The organism is Vogesella alkaliphila (assembly GCF_014652475.1).
GTDB classification, from domain to species: Bacteria; Pseudomonadota; Gammaproteobacteria; order Burkholderiales; family Chromobacteriaceae; genus Vogesella; species Vogesella alkaliphila.
Window position 1 is genome coordinate 16,251 of the sequence record NZ_BMYW01000007.1, and the last position, 21,670, is coordinate 37,920.

Below are 21,670 nucleotides of genomic sequence, written 5' to 3' on the forward strand. Positions count from 1 at the left end.
GGGAGTAAAGAGATGAAATTGATTCTGTTGGGCGCTCCTGGCGCCGGTAAAGGTACCCAAGCCAACTACATCCGCGAGAAATTCGGTATTCCGCAAATCTCGACCGGCGACATGCTGCGCGCCGCGGTGAAGGCCGGTACCCCGCTGGGTGTGGAAGCGAAGAAGATCATGGATGCCGGCGGCCTGGTGCGCGACGACATCATCATCGGTCTGGTGAAGGAGCGCATCGCCGAGGCGGATTGCGCCAACGGTTTCCTGTTCGACGGTTTCCCGCGCACCATTCCGCAGGCGGAAGCGATGAAGGAAGCCGGTGTCGACATCGACTTCGTGGTCGAGATCGACGTGCCGGACGAGAACATCATCGACCGCATGTCCGGCCGCCGCGTGCACGTGGCCTCCGGCCGCACCTACCACGTCAAGTACAACCCGCCAAAGGTGGAAGGCGTGGACGACGAGACCGGCGAAGCGCTGGTGCAGCGTGACGACGACAAGGCGGAAACCGTGAAGAAGCGCCTCGACGTCTACCACGAGCAGACCGAAGTGCTGGTCGGCTTCTATTCCAAAATGGCGGCTTCCGGCGATGCCAAGGCACCGCGCTACGTGAAGATCGACGGCACCCAGGCGGTGGAAACCGTGCGCGACAACGTGCTGGCGGCTCTGGGCGCCTGAGCGCGTTAGCGTCGCAGGCAAGCAAAAAGGCAGCCCAGGCTGCCTTTTTTGTCGCCTGCGGCAGGCGGTTTACTGTTCCGGCAGCCTGATCGGGATGCGTTTCTCGCGCACCAGCCGATCCAGTGCCTCGATCACCAGCGGATCGAACTGGGTGCCGCAGCGGCCGTTGATGTAGCTCATGGTGTCGCCCAGCGTCCACGGCTCCTTGTACGGCCGCTTGTGCAGCAGCGCATCGAACACGTCGACGATGGCGACGATGCGTGCCGCCAGCGGAATGTCCTGGCCGGCCAGGCGCTGCGGGTAGCCGCTGCCGTCGAAGTATTCGTGGTGGCCGCCGGCGATGTCGGCGCCCAGCGACAGGTAGCTGGTGCCTTCCACCAGCTTGCTGGCCTTGCGCAGGATGTTGGCGCCGATGGCGGCGTGCTGCTCCATGATGACGCGCTCTTCCGTATCCAGCTTGCCGGGCTTGAACAGGATGTGGTCGGGGGTGCCGACCTTGCCGACATCGTGCAGGATGCTGGCCATGCCGATCATCTCCATGAACTGCGGTGTCAGTAGCTCCGGATAGGCGCCCATGCGCTGCAGTTCCCGGGCGATGGCGTCACTGAGCCGCTGCACGCGCAGCACGTGTTCGCCGGTGTCGCTGTCGCGGAATTCGGCGAGGTCGGCCAGCGCCACCACCGTGGCTTCCTGGGCGCTGACCAGCTGCGAGTACAGGTACAGGTTGTCGTAGGCGGAGGAGATGCGCTGGCAGAAGACCTCCAGCAGGTTGCGCTCCACGTCTTCCAGCGGCCACGGCGGCTCGAAGTGGACGACGAATTCGCGGCCGTTCTGCGCGGTGATGTACAGCACGTCGTAGGGGTGACGGTAGATGGTGCGTTTCTCCGCCAGCGCGTCGTGGATCGCCTGCTGCAGCTGCGGAAAGCCGGCCAGCGACGCGCCGCCGAGCAGCACCTCGAACTCGCCGGTGGCGGCGAGCACCTCCAGCTTCGGCCGCCCGGCGCTGGCGGGGGTGTTTTCCATGCACAGCACGCCGTCGGTGCCGACGTCGAGAATGGCGCTGATCTGTTTCAGCACCCCGGAGGCGAATTCCTTCAGCGAGCGCAGCTGGTACAGGTCACTGGCGCCTTCCAGGATCTTGCCCAGTCCCTGGCGGTTTTTCTCGATGGCGACCAGGTTTTCATGGGCGCGCAGCGAGGCGATGACCACGGTGAACAGCTTCTGCACCGTCAGCTCGGTCTTGGTCTTGTAGTCGTTGATGTCGTAGTTGAGGATCACGTCCTGTTCCGGCGCCTGCCCCGGCTGGCCGGTGCGCAGCACGATGCGGGCCAGGGTGTTGCCCAGCTCCTCGCGGATGCGCCGCACCAGCCTGAGGCCGGCATTGTCGGTCTCCATCACCACGTCGAGCAGGATCAGCGCGACGTCGGGATGCTCGCGCACCAGCTCGAAGCCTTGCTGCGCGCTGTAGGCATTGAGCAGCGTCAGCGGTCGCTCCTTGTAGCGCAGGTCCTGGATCGCCAGCCGGGTGGCGGTGTGGACATCCTTTTCGTCGTCGACGATCAGCACCTTCCACGGCCGCAGTGCCGGATGGCTGTCCTGCACGCTGCTGCTGTCGTCGATCAGCCAGTCATCGTCATGGTCTAGATTCATCACGCGCCGCCCCCTTCAGTTGGCCGTTTCCGGTGCCGTGCAGGGCAGCACCAGGATAAAAGATGTGCCTTCCCCGACGGTGCTGTCAACCCGAATCGTGCCGCCCAGGCGCTGGAACACGATATTGAACACGATGTGCAGGCCCAGGCCGCTGCCGCCATCGCCGCGGCGGGTGGTGAAGAAGGGCTCGAAGATGCGTTTCAGGTTTTCCGGCGGAATCCCCTTGCCGTCGTCGGTCACCGACAGCCGGATCTTCTGCTCGGCCAGCGCGTCGACGCGGATCTGGATGCAGCCTTCGGCGCCGTCGTCGTAGGCGTGCAGCAGCGCGTTCATCAGCAGGTTGGTCAGCACCTGCGACAGGGCGCCGGGGTAGCTGTCCATCCGCAGCTGGGGCGGGCAGTCGACGTCGATCACCACCTTGCTGTGGCGCAGCCTGGGGCGCAGGCTGGTGATGATCTCGCCGATGTAGTGCGCGATGTCGAACTGGCGCCGCGCCTCGCTGGTCTGGTCGACGGCGACCTGCTTGAAGCTCTGGATCAGGTTGGCCGCACGCTCGGTGTTGCTCAGGATCAGCGCGGTGGACTCGCGGGCGTCGTCGAGATAGCGCTCCAGCTCGCTTTTCCTGATCTGGCCGCTCTGGAACTGCTGCCCGACCTGGCCGGTGATCCGCGCCAGGTGCGAGGCGGCGGTGAGGGTGATGCCGACCGGGGTGTTGATCTCGTGCGCCACGCCGGCGACCAGGCTGCCCAGCGACGCCAGTTTTTCGGTTTCCACCAGCGTGTTCTGGGTGTCCAGCAACTGCCGGTAGGCGACCTCGGCGCGTTCCTTTTCCGCGATGGCGGTCCGCTCCGCGTCGCGGCGCAGGCCCAGCTCGCGGCTGATCTTGTGGATGATCAGGTTGACGCCGCCGACCAGCTCGGCGTATTCGCTGAAGCGGCTTTGCGGCAGCTGCAGGTCGGCTTCCGCCTCCAGCCGGGCGGCGCCGTACAGCGCCTGCTGCAGCTCGTGCAGCGGCGAGAACACGTAGCGTTTCAGGCCGGCGATCAGGATGACGAACAGCAGCAGGTTGATCAGCAGCGCCAGCACGATCTGGCGGGTCAGCTCGCTGGCAAGGCGGGTGGTGATCTTGTCGCGCGACAGATACACGGTGATCTGGCCGAGGTTGTGGCGCTGCTGGTAAAGGATGGGCAGCCGCAGGGTTTCGTCGTGCAGCGGCGGCGCCGCCTTGGCCAGCGAGGTGATGCGGCCGTCGGCGCTACGCATGCGGCCGAAGAACAGCCCGGCATCGCCTTCCACCATCAGGCCGACCACCGCCGCCGATTTCAGCTCCGCGTCCAGGGTCAGGCGGATGAACTGGTCGTCCAGCTGCCACACCCCGTGCGGCAGCGACAGCGCCAGCCGCTCCTGCAGGCCCTGCTTCAGCTGCAGGTAGTCGCGCTCCTCGGCGTCGCGGGCGGCCTCGTAGCTCAGGAAGCCGGTCAGGCCCATCACGATGGACAGCACCGAGATGATCCAGATCGCCAGCCGGCTTTTTATGCTGTTCATGTCGTCACCCTGCGCAGATAAGGCACGAGTCATGGTAACGCAGCCGCTGGCGCCCGGTGTGTCGGCGCGACGGTTTTTTCAGCAGCCGCTGGCGGCGCGACGCGGCAGCGGGATTTTTTGCAGGATCAGGCCGCCCAGGATCAGCGCCAGGCCGTTGAGGGTGGAGGGCAGGATCTGCTCGCCGATCAGCAGGTAGATCAGCAAGAGTGACAGCAGCGGTGCGAGGAAGATCAGGTTGGCGATGCGTGCGGTGCTGCTGGTCAGCTTCATCGCTGCCAGCCACAGCACGAAGGTGAAGCCCATCTCCAGCGCACCGACGTAGGCGGCACCGGCGATGCCCTGCCACGCCACCGCACCCAGTTCGCCGTGCCCCAGGCACCACAGCCAGGCCAGCGGCAGCGCGAACAGGAAGTTCAGCGTCAGCCCCAGCACCGGCTCGCGCCGGTCGCGGGTATTGAACAGCCAGTAGCCGGCCCACAGCACGGTGGAGACCAGCGCGTAGCCGACGCCGGCCAGGTTGCTGAATTCCAGCGCCAAAGGTTGGCCGCGGGTGGCGATCACCAGCACGCCGGCGTAGCAGACCAGCGCCGCCAGCGCGTCCTGCGGCCGCGGTTTCTGCTTCAGCACCGGGATGGCGAGCAGGGTCATGGTCAGCGCCCAGGTGTAGTTGATCGCCTGCGCCTCCTGCGCCGGCAGCAGGTCGTAGGCCTGGAACAGGATCAGGTAGTAGGCAAAGGGATTGACCGCGCCCAGCAGCAGCGAGCGCCGCCAGTGCTGGCGCAGCGCCGGCAGCAGCTCGCCGAGACGGCCCTGCCAGGCGAGGATGGACAGCAAGGACAGCAGCGAAAAGGCGCTGGCGTACAGCACCAGCTGCGCCGGGCTGAGGTGTTGCAGGCTGATCTTGAAGGCGGTGGCCACGGTGGACCAGGCGAGCACGGCGCCGAGGCCGTAGAGGTAGGCTTTTTGTTGCGAGGTCAAAACGGGGGCTTTCTGTGGGAGTGGTCGTGGTCGCTGCCGGCGAGTTGCCGGTTGAGCAGCTGCTGCATCAGCGGCAGCGTGCTGCTGGCGCGCAGGCCGATCGGGCCGCCGGCGTCGGCCAGGTAGCGGTCGCCGGCGCTGGCGTGCAGCCACACTGCGTTGCCGGCGGCGGTGGTCTCGTCCTGGCCCTGCGCCAGCAGCGCGGCGATGCTGCCGCTGAGGATGTCGCCCTGGCCGGCGCTGGCCAGCGCCGCGTTGCCGGCGGTGCACAGCCGGTAGTAGCCGTCGGGGCCGCAGACCAGCGAGCCGGCGCCCTTGAGCACGGCGATCACGCCAAGCTTGGCCGCAAGGCTGCGCACCGCGGCGAGGCGGTCCTGCTGCACGCTAACGGTGCTGCAAGCGAGCAGGCGTGCCGCCTCGGCTGGATGCGGGGTGATCACCGCCGGTCGCGTGCGCTGGCGCAGCTGTTGTTGCAGGGCATCGTCGCCGGCCAGCAGGTTGAGCGCGTCGGCGTCGAGCAGCAGCGCGCCGGGGTGAGCCAGCACGCCGGCGAGGATGCGGTGCGCCTGCGGGCTCTGGCCGAGGCCGGGGCCGATGGCGACCACCTCGTCGGCGGCGAGGCTGCTGCTGCCCAGCGGCGCGATCATCAGCTCCGGCCACAGCGGGTCCAGCGCCAGCCGCGCATCCAGGCTGTGGATGCGCACCTTACCGGCCCCCAGCGCCAGAGCCGCGCGACCGGCGAGCAGCGCTGCGCCGCCCATGCCGGCGCAGCCGCCGATGATGCTGACGCAGCCGAAGCTGCCTTTGTTGCTGTTGTGACGGCGGCGCAGCGGTGCAAGGTTGGCCGCAAGCAGCTCGCCCTGCGGCGGTGGTACCAGCGTTGGCGGGCAGTCGAGGGGCAGCAGCTCGACGCGGCCGCTGTAGTCGCGGCCGTCGGCGGTGAACAGCCCCGGCTTGTGGCACAGCAGCGCCAGGGTATGGTCGGCGGGGAGGGCGGCACCCTGCACGCAGCCGTTCCAGGCGTCGAGGCCGCTGGGCACGTCCAGCGCCACCCGCGGGCAGGGCAGGGCGTCCAGCGCGGCGAGGTGCGCCTGCCAGCCGGCGTCCAGCGGCCGGTTCAGCCCGGCGCCGAACAGGCCGTCGATCAGGACTTCGGCCGGAGGGAGCGCGGCCAGTGTGCGGTCGAGCCGGCCGCCGGCGGCGAGATACTGCCGCCTGGCCGCCTGCGCGGCGGCGGTGACAGGCGGCAGCGGCTGCCACACGCCGACCTCGTAATCGGCCAGCAGCAGCCGTGCCGCGATCAGCGCGTCGCCGCCGTTGTTGCCGGTGCCGGCGGCGAACAGCAGCCGGCGCGGCGGCGGGTAGTGCCGGTGCAGCCACTGCGCAATGGCGGCGCCGGCGCGGGCCATCAGGTCGAGGCCGGCCAGCGCCGCCTGCTGCTCCCACTGCCGCAGCGCGGCAGCGTCGATCAGCGCGCGCTCATTCGCCGGCATGGTGACTCTCTCCCCAGCGCGGCAGCAGCTGGTGCGGTACCGCCAGCTGGTCGAGGATGCGCGCGACCACGAAGTCGACCATGTCGGCTACGGTCTGCGGGTGGGTGTAGAAGCCGGGGGACGGCGGCAGGATGCAGACGCCGAGGCGGGCCAGCTTGAGCATGTTTTCGAGGTGGATCACCGACAGCGGCGCCTCGCGCGGTACCAGCACCAGCTTGCGGCCTTCCTTGATCATCACGTCGGCGGCACGTTCGATCAGGTTGTCGCTCATGCCGTGCGCCACCGCGGCGAGGGTACCCATCGAGCACGGGCAGATCACCATTGCGTCGGCCGGGTTGGAGCCGGAGGCGGGCGGTGCAAACCAGGCCTCGCGCCCGAACACCGCCAGCTGGCCGTCGGCGGGCTGGTAGCGCTCTTGCAGCCACTGCTGGAAGCCTTCCGGCCGCGAGGGCAGCGTCAGGTTCATCTCCTGTTTCGCCACCACCTGTGCCGCCTGCGAGTACATCACCCACACCCGCTTGCCGGCGCGCAGCAGGCATTCGATCAGGCGCAGGCCGTAGGGCAGGCCGGAGGCGCCGGTGAGGGCGACGGTAACGGTATCAATCTTTGTCATGCGCTTGTACCAGATGGCTTGCGATCAGACCGTTGGCGACGCCGCCGAGCAGGGTGGCCAGCGCCAGCGGCGGGAACAGTACCAGTATATTGTCGTAGGGAATCAGGAACAGCCTGACCAGCAGCAATTGTCCCAGCAGATGGGCCTGCGCCGCCAGCAGGCTGTGGCTGACCAGGCTGAAATGGCGCGCTGGCAGCGCCCGGCAGGCGCCCAGCAGCAGCAGGCTGGCCAGCGCGCCGCCGAGGCTGAGCCAGAAGCCGGGGGTGAACAGGCTGCCCAGCAGCAGGCCGGCGCCGACGACGCGCAGCAGCGTGACCCACACCGCGGCGCGCCAGCCCAGGGTGTACAGCGCAAACAGGGTCATGATGTTGGCCAGCCCCGGTTTGACGCCGGGCAGCGGCGACGGGATGGCGGCATCGACCATGCCCAGAGCGATGGCCAGCGCGGCCAGGCTGGCGATGCGGTGATCGTCGGCGCTGGCTTGCAGCGTGCGTTCAGTAGGCGAGCGAGTCATGGGCTTGGCGCGGGCCGGCCAGCTCGATGCTGACGCGGTTGGGCAGGCACACGGCGATGTCGCCGCTGCGGCGCAGCCAGCCCTGCTGCACGCAGTACTGGCGCGGGCTCGGATCGCGGCGGATGCGGGCCTGGCCGTCGTGGATCTCGATTTCGGTCAGCCCCAGCGGGCCGCGGGCGACATGGAGGCGGTTCAGGCGCAGCGGCAGGCGGACGGTTTCCATGCCGTTCTGGCGCACGATGACTTCGCTGGCCGCGCCGGCGTGACGGCCGAGCTGCAGGAAGGCGGCCAGCAACAGCGCGCACAGTGCCAGCAGCACCAGATAGTCCCCGGCCTTGAACATCGGCGGCTTATTTTTTGGCGGGCAGCTGGCGGTGGCGCAGCAGGACCTGTTCGCCGGCGAAGGCCTTGGCCAGCTGTTCGGCGAGGTAGACCGAGCGGTGCTGGCCGCCGGTGCAGCCGATGGCGACGGTGACGTAGCTGCGGTTGTCCTGGCGGAAGCGCGGCAGCCAGTTTTGCAGGAACTGGCGGATGTCGGCCAGCATCTGCGCCACGCTGGCCTCGCCCTCGAAGAAGCGGCAGATCGCCTCGTCCTGGCCGGTCAGCGGTCGCAGCGCGACTTCGTAGTAGGGGTTGGGCAGGCAGCGCACGTCGAACACGAAGTCGGCGTCCAGCGGCAGGCCGTGCTTGAAGCCGAACGATTCGAACACCAGGGTCAGGCAGTCGGCGTCGGCGTCGACCAGTACCTTGACCCAGGCGCGCAGCGCGTTGGCGGACAGGTGGCTGGTGTCGATGCGGTGGCCCAGCTCGTGGATGTGCTCCAGCATCTCGCGCTCGAGGCGGATGCATTCCTCCACCGTCAGGCCGTTGCCGGACAGCGGGTGGCGGCGCCGGGTCTCCGAGAAGCGCTGCACCAGTACCTCGGTGGTGGCTTCCAGATAGATCAGGCGCACGTCGACCCGCACCGCCTTCAGGTTGGCCATCACCTCCGGCAATGCGGCCAACGTTGGCGCCGAGCGGGTGTCGACGCTGATGGCGACATGCTCGTAGCCCTGTTCGCTGTACAGCGCCACCACGTCGGTGAGCATGGTGGCCGGCAGGTTGTCGACGCAGTAGTAGCCGTTGTCTTCCAAGAGGCGCAGGGCGACCGACTTGCCGGAGCCGGACAGGCCGCTAATCAGAATCAGCTGCATGTTCCTGGTCCCGTAGCAGGTTGGTATGGCGGTCGATGAATTCGCGGGTGCTGTCGATGCCGCGCAGCTGCAGGATGTAGTTGCGCACCGCGGCCTCGACCAGTACCGCCAGGTTGCGGCCGGCGGCCACCGGCAGGATGACCTTGCGCACGGTGACGCCGAGGATGTCCTGCGTCTCGGACTGGATGTTGAGGCGGTCCAGCGTCTGCATCGCCTGGTCGTTGGCCTTCATCAGGTGGATGATCAGCTTCAGCACCTTCTTCGGGCGCACCGCGGTTTCGCCGAAGATGGTGCGGATATTGAGGATGCCGAGGCCGCGCACTTCGAGGAAGTCGCGCAGCAGCGCCGGGCAGCGCCCTTCCAGCGTTTCCGGGCCGATGCGGTACAGCTCGACCGCGTCGTCGGCGACCATGCCGTGGCCGCGCGAGATCAGTTCCAGCGCCAGCTCGCTCTTGCCCATCGCCGAATCGCCCATGATCAGCACGCCGATTTCCAGCACGTCGAGAAACACGCCGTGCATCACGGTGGACACCGCCAGCGCGCGCGCCAGATAGATGCGCAGCACGTCCATCAGGTACGGGCTTTCCAGCGGCGTACTCATCAGCGGCACATTGTGGCTCTGGCAATAGTCGCGCAGCAGGTTGGGTACCGGCTGCGCATTGGCGACGATCACCACCGCCATGGTGCGGTGGAACAGCTGGTCCAGCGCGGTTCGTGCCGCGGCCTGCTCCAGCTTGTTCAGGTATTCCACCTCCGCGAGGCCTAGGACCTGGACGCGGTTGGGGTGGATGAAGTTGAGGTGACCGACCAGTGCCTGGGTTGGCCGCTGTTCATCATTCGAAATCAGGTTGTCGGAGCCGGAGCGGCCGGCGACCCAGCTCAGGTTGAGCTTGTGCTGATTGTCCTGGTACAGGCGGCGAACACTGATATTAGGCATGGTCTGGGGTGTCGGAAATCAGGTCGAACAGCTTCTGCGCGTCGCAGGCGGGATCGTTCATCTGCTCGCGCAGCGCCTTGCTGGAGAAGCGCTGAGCCAGCTCGGACAAGACCTGCAGGTGGATATCGGTGGCCTGCTCCGGCACCAGCAGCACGAACAGCAGCGAGACCGGTTTGCCGTCGGGGGCGTCGAACGGAATCGGCGCCTTCAGGCGGATGAAGATGCCGGTGGCTTCCTTCAGGCTCTTGATGCGGCCGTGCGGGATGGCGACGCCTTGCCCGAGGCCGGTGGAACCGAGTTTTTCCCGGGCAAACAAGCTGTCGAAGACATCGCTGCGCGCGATGGCGTGACTGTTTTCGACCATCAGGCCGACTTGTTCGAAGAGTCGTTTTTTGCTGGAAACGTCCATCTCAGCAATGACGTTGTCCACGGAGAGTATTTTACTGATCAAGCCCATAATGCCATTTGCCCGAAAAAATCGAGGGCCATTCTACGCCGAGTCCACGGAATACCATAGCGGAAAGCGCAGGATGATCGTCAGGAGAAAAAGCGGCACCCAAAAAAAGAACGGATAAGCAAGCAGTGCTTGCATTATCCGTTTTTTGTTCAGCAAATCGTGATCAGAGCGACGCTTGCTCTTGCGGTACCGGCGCGCGATGCTCGACCTGTTTTTCCTTGAATTTCAGTACCTGACGATCCAGTTTGTCAGTCAGCAGGTCGATGGCCGCGTACATGTCCGCTTCGGTGGCTTCGGCATGGATGTCCTTGCCAGCCAGGTGGACATTGACTTCGGCTTTCTGTACCAGTTTGTCGACAGACAGTGTCACGTTGACACCGATCACGTTATCGACATGGCGGGTAATGCGTTCCAGTTTGCTTTCGATGTAGTCACGAAGCGCCGGGGTAACGTCGAGGTGGAGGCCGGTAATCTTGAGGTTCATACCCTAACTCCTTCTGTTGGTGCCATATCCGGACTGGGCATGGCGATCTTGTTATGAACAACCTAAAAAGTTTTGCGCTGGCTGACCGGCGGTATCTGCATGGCTTCACGATACTTGGCTACGGTACGTCTTGCAACCTGTATGCCTTGTGCGACCAGCCGGTCGGCAATGGCGCTGTCAGACAGCGGTTTGTTGTGGTCTTCCGCATCGATGATCTGCCGGATCAGTGCCTTGATCGCGGTGGCGGAACACTCGCCACCACTGTCAGTATCGACCGAACTGCCAAAGAAATACTTGAGTTCGAACAAGCCACGGCTACACAGCAGGTATTTCTGCGTGGTGACACGGGAGATGGTTGACTCATGCAGGCCGAGTTCTTCCGCGATGTCTCGCAGGATGAGCGGGCGCATGGCCACTTCACCTTGTTCAAAGAACGCTTGCTGTCTGTCAACAATAGATTCTGCCACTTTCAGGATGGTGTCAAACCGTTGTTGAATGTTTTTTACCAGCCAGCGCGCCTCTTGCAGCTGGCCGCCCAGATTATGGCTGCTACCTTTTTGTTGTAGCATGCCTGCATACATCTGGTTGACGCGCAGCTTGGGCAGCGTGCCCTGGTTGAGTCGCGCCACCCAGCGCTGCTGGCGTTTCACCACCAGGATGTCGGGCGCCACGTAGTGGGTCTCGCCCTGGTCGAAGCCGCTGCTGGGGCGCGGCCGCAGGCTGGCGAGCAGCGCGTGCGCGGTTTTCAGCTGCTGCTCGTCGATGGCGAGCAGCTTCTTGAGCTTGGTGAAGTCGCGGCTGCCCAAGAGCGGCAGATGCTGCTGCACCATGTCCAGTGCCAGCTGGCGTACCGCGGCCGGTGCCGGGTGCTGCTGCAGTTGCAGGCTGAGGAATTCGCTGAGGTTGCGGCTGCCGATGCCGGTCGGTTCGAACTGGGTCAGCAGCTTGCGCAGGCATTCCAGCTCGTCGCCTTCCACTTCCAGCTCCAGCGGCAGCTCGGCGGCGATATCGTCCAGCGAGGTCGGCAGGTAGCCGTCATCGTCCAGCTCGTCGATCAGCAGCGACATCAGTGCCTTGTCGCGCTGGCTGAGCTGGGTTTCGCCCATCTGCGCGGTCAGGTGCTCGCGCAGCGACGGCCGGCACGGGGTATTGAGGATGGGGTCGAACTCGTCGTCATCATCGTTGCGGCTGCTGCCGCTTCCGCCGCTGCCCCAGTCGCCGAGCAGGTCGCCGTCGTCGCGGCTGCTTTCCGGCTCCGGCCGCTCCGCCTCGCTAGTGCTGTCCGCCGCCGGCGTGTCGCCGCCGGGCGCCAGCACCGGCAACGGGCTGTCGGGTTCGTCATGGCTGTCGCTGCTGTCGGCACGTTCCAGCAGCGGGTTTTCCAGCAGGTAGCGCTCCAGCTCGGTACTGAGGTCCAGCGTCGACATCTGCAGCAGCTTGATCGATTGCTGCAACTGGGGGGTGAGCGTGAGTTGCTGGCTGGTTTTGAGCTGGAGGGTCTGTTTCATGGCTTACAGATGGAAGTGTTCGCCCAGATACACCTGGCGGACCTGTTCGTTCAGTACCAGTGCTTCCGGCAGGCCGGAGGCGAGCACGCTGCCTTCGGAGATGATGTAGGCGCGGTCGCAGATGCGCAGCGTTTCGCGCACGTTGTGGTCGGTGATCAGCACGCCGATGCCGCGTTCCTTGAGGAAGGCGATGATCTTCTGGATGTCGATCACCGCGATCGGGTCGACGCCGGCAAACGGCTCGTCCAGCAGGATGAAGCGCGGGCGGGTCGCCAGCACGCGGGCGATTTCCACGCGGCGACGCTCGCCACCGGACAGCGCCAGCGCGTTGGTGTCGCGCAGGTGGCCGATGTTGAGGTCGTCCAGCAGCAGGGTCAGCTCGTTTTCCAGCTCCTCGCCCTTCAGGCCGGCGATTTCCAGCACCGCGCGGATGTTCTCGTCCACCGTCATCTTGCGGAAGATCGACGCTTCCTGCGGCAGATAGCCGAGGCCCAGCCGCGCGCGCTGGTGGATGGGCAGGTGGGTGATGGTCTGGCCGTCGAGGCGGATTTCGCCGGCATCGGCGGCGATCAGGCCGACCACCATGTAGAAGCTGGTGGTCTTGCCGGCGCCGTTGGGGCCGAGCAGGCCGACCACCTCGCCGCTGGCGATCTCCAGCGACACGTCGCGCACCACGGTGCGCTTCTTGAAGGTCTTCTTCAGGTGCTGGATGGAGAGTTGGCTCGGCGTCATGGCGTGCCCTGTGTCTTGGGCTGCAGGATCACCGTCACGCGGCCGCCGTTGCCACTGCCGGCGGTGCCGCCGCTGGCCTGGTAGGTCTCGGTGGCGGTGTTGTAGACGATGACGGCGCCGCTGACCGAATCCTGGCCGCGCTTGACGCGGGCGTTGCCGGTCAGGGTGGCAAGGTTGGCCGCAGTGTTGTAGTGGACGTTGCTGGCGCTGCCTTCGACGTACTCATTGCTGCCGTCGACCTTCTGGCGGAAGGTGACCGGGCTGCCCTGCGCCTGCAGCTGCTGGTTGCCCTGTGCGTCGCGGGTCACGGTCACGCGTTGCGCCTTCAGGTTCAGCGTGCCCTGCACCACCACGACATTGCCCTCCCATACCGTCACGCCTTTTTTCTGGTCCAGCGAGCCGCGGTCGGCGGACAGTTCGATCGGTTTTTCGCTGTCGGCCTTTTCGGCCATGACAGGGGCGCTCAGCACGAGGGCGGTCAGCGCGATCAGCACACTATGGCGCATAGGTAATCCTTACGTTGGACAGCAGGTTCAGCTGGCCGCTGTCCTGCTGGTAGATGAAGCCGGTCGATTTCAGTTGCGAAGTGCCGTAGTCGGCCACCAGCGGTGCGCGGTTGCTGGCACTGCGCGCGACGGTGTCGACATGCAGCACCGAGGTCTGCAGCAGGATGGCCGGCGCGGCGGCGGTGGCCTTGCGTTCCCAGCGCACATTATCGCTGAAGTCCGCCGTTTTCTGCTGCTTGTGGTAGCGCCCGGCCGCGGCCGTCACCGTGTAGTCGGGGACGCCCTGCTGGAAGACTTCGATGCGCGGCTGACTGAGATAGACATTCGGATTGCGCGGCAGTTGCCACATCTGGGCCGCCTGCATGTACTGCTGCGGCCGGCCCTGGGCGTCGAAGCGCTTGGCCGTCAGCTGTTTGATGGTGTACTCCGGCCGGCTCAGGTCGAGCTTGCCTGGCGCATCGTCGCGCTGCATGGTCAGCACGTTGAGCCAGAAGGCGAGCAGGGCCATGCCCAGCATCAGGCCCAGCGGAAACAGGCGGGCGGCGCGGTTCATGCCAGGTAGCCGGCCATCAGGCGGTCGTAGTTGCCCTGCGCCTGCAGGATCAGTTCGCACAGCTCGCGCACCGCGCCCTGACCACCGCTGCAGCCGGTGACGAAGTGGGCGTGCTGGCGCACGAAGCTGGGCGCATCCGGTACCGCCACCGCCAGGCCGACGCGGCTCATCACCGGCAGGTCGATGACGTCGTCGCCGATGTAGGCGCAGTCGGCGGCATCAATACCGGTCTTCTGCAGCAGCTCGGCCAGCGCGGTGCGCTTGTCGTGCACGCCGGCGTAGTAGTGGTCGATGCCGAGGCCGCGGGCGCGGTGGGCGACGCCGGGGGCGTCGCGGCCGGTGATGATCGCCAGCTGCACGCCGGTGGACTGCAGCATGCGCAGGCCGTGGCCGTCCAGGGTGTTGAACGCTTTCAGCTCCTCGCCGCTGGCGGTGATGAAGATGCGGCCGTCGGTCAGGACGCCGTCCACATCCATGATCAGCAGTCGCGTGCGTTTGGCCAGTTCGGTGATGGTTTGCATGGTGTCTCTCAGACCACGCCTGCCTTGAGCAGGTCGTGCATGTTCAGGGCGCCCACCAGATTGCCGGCGCGGTCGGTGACCAGCAGGCCGTTGATCTTGTGGTGTTCCATTTCGTTGGCCGCCTCGGTGGCCAGGCGGTGCGATTCGATAGTGCGCGGCTGGCGCGCCATCACGTCGTCGATGCAGAGGCCGGCCAGATCCAGGCTCCGGTCCAGCGTGCGGCGCAGGTCGCCGTCGGTGAAGATGCCGAGCAGGCGGCCGTCGGCGTCGCAGATCGCCGTCATGCCCAGGCCCTTGCGCGTCATCTCCAGCAGCGCGTCCTTCAGGCTGCTGCCGCTCATGACCCGCGGCAGCGCGTCGCCGCCGTGCATCAGGTCGCTGATGTGAACCAGCAGCTTGCGGCCGAGGCTGCCGCCGGGATGCGACAGCGCAAAGTCTTCCGGCTTGAAGTCTCGCGCGTCAAGCAGGGCCACCGCCAGCGCGTCGCCCAGCGCCAGCGCCGCGGTGGTGCTGGCGGTCGGCGCCAGCCCCAGCGGGCAGGCTTCCTTCTCCACGCCGGCGTCGAGGTGGATGCTGGCCTCGGTCGCCAGCGTCGACTGCGGGCGCCCGGTCAGCGCGATGATGGGCACGCCCTTGCGCTTCAGCGCCGGCAGCAGCGCCAGCAACTCGTCGCTCTCGCCGGAGTTGGACAGCGCCAGCAGGATGTCGCGTTCGGTCAGCATGCCGAGGTCGCCGTGGGCGGCCTCCGCCGGGTGCATGAAAAACGCCGGCGTGCCGGTGCTGGCCAGCGTGGCGGCGATCTTGTTGCCGATGTGGCCGGACTTGCCCATGCCGCTGACCACCACCCGGCCTTCGCAGGCCAGGATCAGTTCGACCGCTGCGCTGAAGCTGTCGTCCAGCCGCGACGCCAGCCGGGTAATGGCGGCGGCTTCGATGGCGAGCACTTCGCGCGCCAGCGCGAGGCAGGATTGTTTTTGGTCATTTTTCATAATGCGCAATTATATCAGCTTATAATCGCCGGGCACCGCCTGGCGGGTGCAAGTTTTGCTTGAGCGCCATTCAATTCCCTATCTGGAGCCGTTTTTCCGATGCACTCCCTGTCTCCCATCGTGTTGGTATTGCTGGTCGCCGTGCTGGCGGTGACCGCGTGCCGCAGTCTGCGCGTGCCACCCATGCTGGGTTATCTGGTGGTCGGCTTCATGGCCGGTCCCGGCGTGATGAACCTGATCCCGCTGGGCGAGGAGACCGAGTTCCTCGGCGAGATCGGCATCGTGTTCATGATGTTCTCCATCGGGCTGGAGTTCTCGCTGGCCAAGCTGAAGGCGATGCGGCAGCTGGTGTTCGGTATCGGCCTGGCGCAGGTGGTGCTGACCCTGTTCCTGATCGGCGCCATCGTGTGGTGGCTGACCGGCAGCCCGCTGGCCGGCTTTGCCGTCGGCGGCGCGCTGGCGCTGTCGTCGACGGCCATCGTCAGCAAGCTGTTGTCCGAGCGCCTGGAAATGGCGCAGCCGCACGGCCAGCTGGCGATCGGCGTGCTGCTGTTCCAGGACCTGGCGGTGGTGCCGCTGCTGATCCTGTTGCCGGCGTTTGCGGCCAACTCCGACAGCCTGTGGACGGATCTGGGCCTCGCGCTGCTCAAGGTGGTGGCGGTGATGAGCCTGCTGCTGGTGTTCGGCCAGCGCCTGATGCGGCCATGGTTCCACCTGGTGGCGCGGCAGCGTTCCGGCGAGCTGTTCACCATCAACGTGCTGCTGGTGACGCTGGGCATCGCCTTCCTCACCCAGCTGGCCGGGCTGTCGCTGGCGCTGGGCGCCTTCGTCGCCGGCATGCTGATCTCGGAAACGGAGTACCGCTTCCAGGTGGAGGAGGACATCAAGCCGTTCCGCGACATCCTGCTCGGCTTCTTCTTCGTCACCGTCGGCATGAAGCTGGACATCGGCGTGCTGCTCGACCGCGCCGGCGACATCGGCGTGATGCTGCTGCTGTTGCTGCCGGTGAAGCTGGCGGTGGTGTTCCTGCTGGCACGGCTGTTCGGCCAGCGCGCGCGGGACAGCCTGAAGGGCGCGCTGGCGCTGGCGCAGGGTGGCGAATTCGGCTTCGTGCTGCTGGCGCTGTCCGGCAACCTGGGCCTGATCTCGTCGCCGGTGGAGCAGTCGGCGCTGGCCGCGATCGTGCTGTCGATGCTGGCGGCGCCGTTCCTGATCCAGCACGCCGAGCGCATCTGCAGCCGTCTGATCCGGCAGGACTGGGCGCTGCAGGCGGTGGACCTGCACCAGATACTGGTGCAGAGCATGGCCAAGGACGAACACGTGATCATCTGCGGCTACGGCCGCAGCGGGCAGTCGCTGGCGCGGCTGCTGGAGGCGGAGGGCATCTCCTTTTTCGCGCTGGACATGGACCCGGAGCGGGTGCGCGAGGCGGGCGAGGCGGGCGACCCGGTGGTGTTCGGCGACGCCGCCAAGCGCGAGGTGCTGATGGCGGCCGGCGCGATGCGCGCCAAGACGGTGGTGATCACCTTTGCCGACACCCACGCCTCGGAGCGCATCATCCACATGGTGCACGAGGTGCGTCGCGACCTGCCGGTGATCGTGCGTACCATCGACGACACCGACATCAACCGCCTGCGCGAGGCCGGCGCCGACGAGGTGGTGGCCGAGGTGATGGAGGGCAGCCTGATGCTGGCCTCGCACGCGCTGATGGTGATGGAGGTGCCGATGAGCCGCGTGCTGCGCCGCATCCGCGCCGTGCGCGAACAGCGCTACAGCCTGTTCACCGGCTTCTTCCGCGGCGCCAGCGACGAGCTGGACGGCATCGACGACAGCGACCAGCCGCGCCTGCTCAGCGTGCAGCTGGTGGCCGGCGCCCACGCCATCGGCATGCCGCTGGGCGGGGTGAAGCTGGACAGCCTGGGCGTCGGGGTGCGCGGCATCCGCCGCCGCAACGTCCGTCTCGCCCACGTGGGGGCGGATTCGGAATTGCAGGAAGGCGACGTGCTGGTGCTGCTCGGCCGGCCGGCGGCGCTGGCCCAGGCGGAGGCGCTGCTGTTGCAGGGTTAGTGGCGTGCGGACTGTTGCCGGATTGCGGCCAACCTTGACGTCAAGGTTGGCCGCAATGTTTTTGGGGTTCGCGCGGCGCGGAGTTTGACGGTGTGCGGAGGTGGGAAGGGCGGGGATGCCGGCTCGTCGCCAGTGGCGGTGCCGGCAGGCGTCAGGGTGCCGGGGCGGGGGACGCCTCTGCCGGCGGTGCAAGGCACTGCGGCCAACCCTCAGGGTTGGCCGCCATCCGGTGCCCGCACCGCTTGTGGCTACGGCTTGCCCGGCAGGATGCTGGTGATCTGCTTGCCCAGTTCCTGCTTCAGCACCTGCTGTTTCTCGCCCTCGGTTTTCTTGCCCTTGACCATGGCGTTGAAGTCCAGCGAGTACACCGGCTGCTGCAGCGGGCCGGTGATCTTCAGCGGGATGCTGATGCCGCCCAGCCTGGCGAAGGCGCTGGGGTTGGCCTGCACGTCCAGCGTGTAGTCGATGATGCTCTGCGTCAGGTCGAACTTGCCGCTGCCGCGGACATTGACCAGCGACGACGCCAGCTTCATGTCCTGGTTGCGCGCCACGCCGTCCTGCAGCTCGAACTGCGCCGACAGCGCGGAGAAGGTGGTCTTCTGGTCCGGCGCGGTGCTGACCGGGCCGCTCCAGCGTTCGCTCTCGCCGGGCAGGTCGCGCAGTGCGGCGACGAGGTCGATGCCGGTCAGCGCACCGCGCTCCAGCCGCGCGGCGACCTTGCCGTTGAGGGTGTTGCGCAGCGCCTGCAGCGATTGCCCCTTCGCCTCCAGCTGCACCCAGCCGTTGCCGCTGCCCTCGATGCGGCTGAAGGCGAACAGGTCCAGCATCAGCGGCCGGATCTGCATCCCGGTCAGCTCCTGCTGCAGCGTCAGCCGCGGCACGCGCTCGCGGAACAGCGTGGCGCTGCCGGTGAGGTGGCCTTCGTAGATGTCGGCGGTGAGCTTGTCCAGCTGCAGCTGCTGCGGGGTGCCGGTGACGTCGGCGTTGATGCCGTTGATGCGGAAATTGCCGACCGCAAGCTCGCCGATGGCGAGCTTGCCCTGCACATTGATGAAGTCCATCCAGTCGAGGCGGAACGGCTTGTCGTTCTGGAACAGCGCCACCGCCTGCTCTGCCTTCTGCTCCGGCAGGTAGCGGTTGAGGTCGAGCTTGCCGATCGACAGCGTCGCCTCGTGGCGCGGCGCGACGAAGCCGTACTGGGTGATGGTGGAGGCGAGCTTGGCGCCGTCCAGCTCGCCGCTGACGCGCAGGTTGAGGCGGCTGTCGGCGAGGTCGCCTTCCAGCGCGCCCTGCAGCGTGGCGCGCAGTTGGCCGCGCGGCAGCTCCGGGGTTTTCAGGTGGGCGGACAGCGTCAGCGGGCTCATGTTGAGCAGGCTGAACTGGGCCAGCTTCAACGGCGCCTGCACCACCATGTTCAGCGAGTGCGGGCCGACGCTCCACGAGAAGTCGTTGTTGCTGCTGGCGGCGAACAGGCCGTTCTGGTTCAGCTGCAGCTGTGCCAGCCGGCTGCTGAAACGGTACTGCGTGCGCTGGTAGCTGATGTTGCCGCTGAGGCTGGCCGCCGGCGTGCTCAGCTCGCTGAGGCTGGCGCTGACGGTGGGGATCAGGATCTCGCTGTGGCTGCCCGGCTTGGTGGTGTCGATGCCGACCTTCAGCGTCTCGCCCTGTGCCAGCAGCGTGGCCAGGTTCAGCTGCAGCTTGCCGCTGGCATTGACGCGGATCTCGCCCAGCTCCTCGCTGCTGCTGATGGCGGTGGCGTTGAATTGCGGGATGTCGATCTGGTCGTCGTTGCGGGTGAACGGCGCGGTCAGCGACAGGTTCACCAGCCGGCCGCCGCTTTGCAGGCGGCCGCCGAAGGCCATCTGCGCATTGGCGCGCAGCTCGTCGGCGAGCAGGCTGGCGTCTTCCAGCTTCAGCAGCTGGCCGTTGACGCGGTCCTGGTATTCCAGCCGGGTGCCGTTGATGGCCAGCGAGTCGAGGTTGAACATGAACTTGCTCGACGGGCGGTTGCGCAGCAGGTCGGCGAAGTTGAGGCTACCGTCGGTCTGCCGCACCACGGTCAGCTGCGCGTCGTGCAGCGCGACATGGGTGATTTCCAGGCGGCCGAACAGCAGCGGCAGCCACGCCAGCCGCGCCTCGATCTGCGCGACGTGGGCGAACGGCGTCCTGCCGTCCTGTTCGCTGACGCGCACCTCGCTGATCTTCAGCCCCGGCGACGGCAGCAGCATCGGCGAAATGGTGCCGCCTATGCTCAGCGTGCGGCCGCTGTCGGCCAGCGAGCGCTCCAGGTTGCGGCGCGCGCTGTCGGCGTCAAAACGGGTAAAGAACAGCGTCAGGATGGCAACGAACAGGATGCCCAATGTCAGCAACGTATAGACGGAGATTTTGAGCCATAGCCGGCCGGAGTTCCAGTTCATGGGCGTGCGGTTCTGGGGCGGTCAAAAGGGGGAGGGCGGTCATGGAGCGGGTGAAGGGAATCGAACCCTCGTCGTAAGCTTGGGAAGCTTCTGCTCTACCATTGAGCTACACCCGCACAAGGCGAGCGCAGAGTATACGCATAGCGGCTGCGCCTTGCAATGCGCCGGTTCCCCTGCGCCGCCAGACATGGTATTTTCGCCGATTGTATTCCGTATACAGGACCGCCCCGGCCGACATGGCCGCGGGCGGTCGTGGCTTTACTGACAAGGCCATGCGTTCTTTCCTGAGCGGGCGGCGGCGCGCAGTCAACCGGTACTGCGCCTGCCTGGTCCGCGACGGACAGCCTACCCGGCTGCAGTCATCCGCCAACCGGCAGCAATCATGCCGGTCGGCGGCTGCAACGAGCGCCAGACGAGCCGCCCGGTTCACCGACCCGGCGGTTTCTTGCGCAGCCGGCTATCCGCCGGCGGTTTTCGTTCCGTTTTTGAAAAGAAGTGGTGTATGGCTAGATCTCAATGGGGCTCGCGCCTCGGTTTCATCCTTGCAGCAACCGGCTCGGCCATCGGCCTGGGCGCAATCTGGAAATTTCCCTACGTGGCCGCGACCAACGGCGGCGGGGCGTTCCTGCTGATTTACTTCCTGATCTGTCTCAGTGTCGGCCTGGCGCTGATGATGGGCGAAATGGCCCTCGGCCGCGCCGCCGGCAACAGCGCGGTCGGCACCTTCCGCGATCTGCGCGGCGGCCGCTGGCCGCTGGTCGGCTTCGTCGGCGTGCTGGTGTGTTTCCTGATTTACTCCTTCTATAGTGTGGTCGGCGGCTGGACCATCGCCTACATCGGCAAGTCCTTCGGCGGCGAGATCCTCACTTCCGACGCCAAGGTGCTGGGCAATATCTTCAACGGCTTCATCACCGATCCGGCGCTGCCGCTGGTGTATCACGGGCTGTTTGCCGGCCTGACGCTGGCGGTGGTGATCGGCGGCGTGCAGAAGGGCATCGAGAACCTGTCGAAATTCCTGATGCCGGCGCTGTTCGTGCTGATGCTGGTGCTGATCGCGCGCGCGCTGACCCTGCCGGGCGCGGTGGACGGTCTGCTGTATTTCCTGACCCCGGACTTCTCCAAGGTCACCGGCACCATGCTGGTCGATGCCATGGGGCTGGCGTTCTTCTCGCTGTCGCTGGGCATGGGCATCATGATCACCTACGGCTCCTACGTGGACAAGGAAGCCAACCTGCTCAGCTCCTCGCTGTGGGTGATCGCGCTGACGGTGCTGACCTGCTTCCTCGCCGGCCTGATGGTGCTGCCGGCGGTGTTCGCCTTCGGTTTCGATCCGTCGGCCGGCCCGGGCCTGACCTTCATCACCATGCCGGCGGTGTTCGCGCAGATGGTGGGTGGCCAGCTGTTCGCGGTGCTGTTCTTCTTCCTGCTGCTGGTGGCGGCGCTGACCTCGTCGGTGTCGCTGCTGGAGGTGGTGGTCAGCTTCGTGATCGACGAGTTCAAGGTTGGCCGCAAGGCGGCGGCGCTGGGCGTGTCGCTGCTGGTGTTCCTGCTGGGCATCCCGGCGTCGCTGTCGCTGGGCATCTGGAGCGAGTACACCGTGTTCGGCCTCGGCTTCTTCGACCTGCTCGACTTCCTCACCTCCAAGCTGCTGATGCCGGTGGGCGAGGTGTTGCTGGCGATCTTCGTCGGCTGGAAGGTGTGGCCGGTGATCGAGGCCGAATTGTCCGCCGGCGCGCGGGTGCCGGCCTGGCTGCGGGCGATGCGCGGTTTCTGCCGCTACGTGGCGCCGGCGCTGATTGCCGGCATCCTGGTGCACAATCTGTAAACAGCCCCCGCGGCGTGGC

General features: G+C 66.5%; 21 protein-coding genes and 1 tRNA gene. 3 read left to right on the forward strand and 19 right to left on the reverse strand.

The features are described from left to right. Positions 1-12: 12 nt before the first annotated feature. Positions 13-669, forward strand: a complete 657-nt coding sequence (gene adk / locus IE100_RS11285; protein WP_189374282.1) for an adenylate kinase — start codon at positions 13-15, stop codon at positions 667-669. Between the two features lie 69 nt (positions 670-738). Here the strand turns inward: adk and IE100_RS11290 are convergent, their stop codons facing one another. The 17 genes from IE100_RS11290 to IE100_RS11370 all read right to left on the reverse strand — a co-directional run bounded on the left by IE100_RS11290 (position 739) and on the right by IE100_RS11370 (position 15,342). Beyond that, positions 739-2,319: a DUF3369 domain-containing protein gene (locus IE100_RS11290; protein ID WP_189374284.1), complete on the reverse strand. Its 1,581-nt coding sequence runs from the start codon at positions 2,317-2,319 to the stop codon at positions 739-741. A gap of 15 nt (positions 2,320-2,334) precedes the next feature. After that, positions 2,335-3,864 (reverse strand): sensor histidine kinase, encoded by a 1,530-nt coding sequence (locus IE100_RS11295; protein ID WP_189374286.1) that lies wholly within the window; start codon positions 3,862-3,864, stop codon positions 2,335-2,337. A gap of 78 nt (positions 3,865-3,942) precedes the next feature. Further along, entirely contained in the window at positions 3,943-4,842 is a 900-nt protein-coding gene (locus IE100_RS11300) for a DMT family transporter (RefSeq protein ID WP_189374288.1), read from the reverse strand. Continuing rightward, positions 4,839-6,335: an NAD(P)H-hydrate dehydratase gene (locus IE100_RS11305; RefSeq protein ID WP_189374289.1), complete on the reverse strand. Its 1,497-nt coding sequence runs from the start codon at positions 6,333-6,335 to the stop codon at positions 4,839-4,841. Before IE100_RS11305 ends, IE100_RS11300 begins: the two co-directional genes overlap by 4 nt. Beyond that, positions 6,322-6,948 carry a flavin prenyltransferase UbiX gene (locus tag IE100_RS11310; RefSeq protein ID WP_189374291.1) on the reverse strand — a complete coding sequence of 209 codons (627 nt, stop codon included), beginning with the start codon at positions 6,946-6,948 and terminating at the stop codon, positions 6,322-6,324. Before IE100_RS11310 ends, IE100_RS11305 begins: the two co-directional genes overlap by 14 nt. Next, the gene (locus IE100_RS11315; RefSeq protein WP_189374293.1) at positions 6,935-7,462 is read right to left on the reverse strand and encodes a Gx transporter family protein; all 528 of its coding nucleotides are present in this window, start codon (positions 7,460-7,462) and stop codon (positions 6,935-6,937) included. Before IE100_RS11315 ends, IE100_RS11310 begins: the two co-directional genes overlap by 14 nt. Then, on the reverse strand, positions 7,443-7,805 hold the full coding sequence (locus IE100_RS11320; protein WP_189374295.1) for a NusG domain II-containing protein: 363 nt from the start codon (positions 7,803-7,805) through the stop codon (positions 7,443-7,445). The genes IE100_RS11315 and IE100_RS11320 overlap by 20 nt, the downstream gene beginning before the upstream one ends. 7 nt (positions 7,806-7,812) lie before the next feature. Then, entirely contained in the window at positions 7,813-8,655 is an 843-nt protein-coding gene (gene rapZ / locus IE100_RS11325; protein ID WP_189374297.1) for an RNase adapter RapZ, read from the reverse strand. Then, positions 8,636-9,592, reverse strand: coding sequence for an HPr(Ser) kinase/phosphatase (hprK, locus tag IE100_RS11330; RefSeq protein WP_047966200.1), 957 nt, complete (start codon positions 9,590-9,592; stop codon positions 8,636-8,638). The genes rapZ and hprK overlap by 20 nt, the downstream gene beginning before the upstream one ends. Beyond that, the gene (ptsN, locus tag IE100_RS11335) at positions 9,585-10,049 is read right to left on the reverse strand and encodes a PTS IIA-like nitrogen regulatory protein PtsN (protein WP_189374299.1); all 465 of its coding nucleotides are present in this window, start codon (positions 10,047-10,049) and stop codon (positions 9,585-9,587) included. Before ptsN ends, hprK begins: the two co-directional genes overlap by 8 nt. Before the next feature lie 163 nt (positions 10,050-10,212). Beyond that, a complete protein-coding gene (hpf, locus tag IE100_RS11340) occupies positions 10,213-10,533 on the reverse strand; it encodes a ribosome hibernation-promoting factor, HPF/YfiA family (protein ID WP_047966198.1) in 321 nt (106 codons plus the stop codon). Between the two features lie 62 nt (positions 10,534-10,595). Beyond that, positions 10,596-12,041, reverse strand: coding sequence for an RNA polymerase factor sigma-54 (locus IE100_RS11345; protein WP_189374301.1), 1,446 nt, complete (start codon positions 12,039-12,041; stop codon positions 10,596-10,598). A 3-nt stretch (positions 12,042-12,044) separates the two neighbouring features. Further along, entirely contained in the window at positions 12,045-12,773 is a 729-nt protein-coding gene (lptB, locus tag IE100_RS11350; protein WP_189374303.1) for an LPS export ABC transporter ATP-binding protein, read from the reverse strand. Then, entirely contained in the window at positions 12,770-13,279 is a 510-nt protein-coding gene (gene lptA / locus IE100_RS11355; protein ID WP_189374305.1) for a lipopolysaccharide transport periplasmic protein LptA, read from the reverse strand. The genes lptB and lptA overlap by 4 nt, the downstream gene beginning before the upstream one ends. Beyond that, complete coding sequence (gene lptC, locus IE100_RS11360) at positions 13,269-13,832, reverse strand: LPS export ABC transporter periplasmic protein LptC (RefSeq protein WP_189374307.1); 564 nt, start codon at positions 13,830-13,832, stop codon at positions 13,269-13,271. Before lptC ends, lptA begins: the two co-directional genes overlap by 11 nt. Then, positions 13,829-14,353, reverse strand: a complete 525-nt coding sequence (gene kdsC / locus IE100_RS11365) for a 3-deoxy-manno-octulosonate-8-phosphatase KdsC (RefSeq protein ID WP_189374308.1) — start codon at positions 14,351-14,353, stop codon at positions 13,829-13,831. Before kdsC ends, lptC begins: the two co-directional genes overlap by 4 nt. A gap of 8 nt (positions 14,354-14,361) precedes the next feature. Next, the gene (locus IE100_RS11370) at positions 14,362-15,342 is read right to left on the reverse strand and encodes a KpsF/GutQ family sugar-phosphate isomerase (protein WP_189374310.1); all 981 of its coding nucleotides are present in this window, start codon (positions 15,340-15,342) and stop codon (positions 14,362-14,364) included. A 99-nt stretch (positions 15,343-15,441) separates the two neighbouring features. Here IE100_RS11370 and IE100_RS11375 point away from each other — a divergent pair, with 99 nt between their 5' ends. Continuing rightward, positions 15,442-17,409: a monovalent cation:proton antiporter family protein gene (locus IE100_RS11375; RefSeq protein WP_189374312.1), complete on the forward strand. Its 1,968-nt coding sequence runs from the start codon at positions 15,442-15,444 to the stop codon at positions 17,407-17,409. 248 nt (positions 17,410-17,657) lie between these two features. Here IE100_RS11375 and IE100_RS11380 read toward each other — a convergent pair whose 3' ends face one another. Together IE100_RS11380 and IE100_RS11385 are read right to left on the reverse strand one after the other, a co-directional pair. Then, entirely contained in the window at positions 17,658-19,826 is a 2,169-nt protein-coding gene (locus tag IE100_RS11380; RefSeq protein WP_189374314.1) for an AsmA family protein, read from the reverse strand. A gap of 42 nt (positions 19,827-19,868) precedes the next feature. Then, positions 19,869-19,942 (reverse strand) — tRNA-Gly (locus tag IE100_RS11385). Between the two features lie 386 nt (positions 19,943-20,328). Here IE100_RS11385 and IE100_RS11390 point away from each other — a divergent pair. Beyond that, entirely contained in the window at positions 20,329-21,651 is a 1,323-nt protein-coding gene (locus IE100_RS11390) for a sodium-dependent transporter (RefSeq protein WP_189374316.1), read from the forward strand. Positions 21,652-21,670 lie beyond the last annotated feature (19 nt).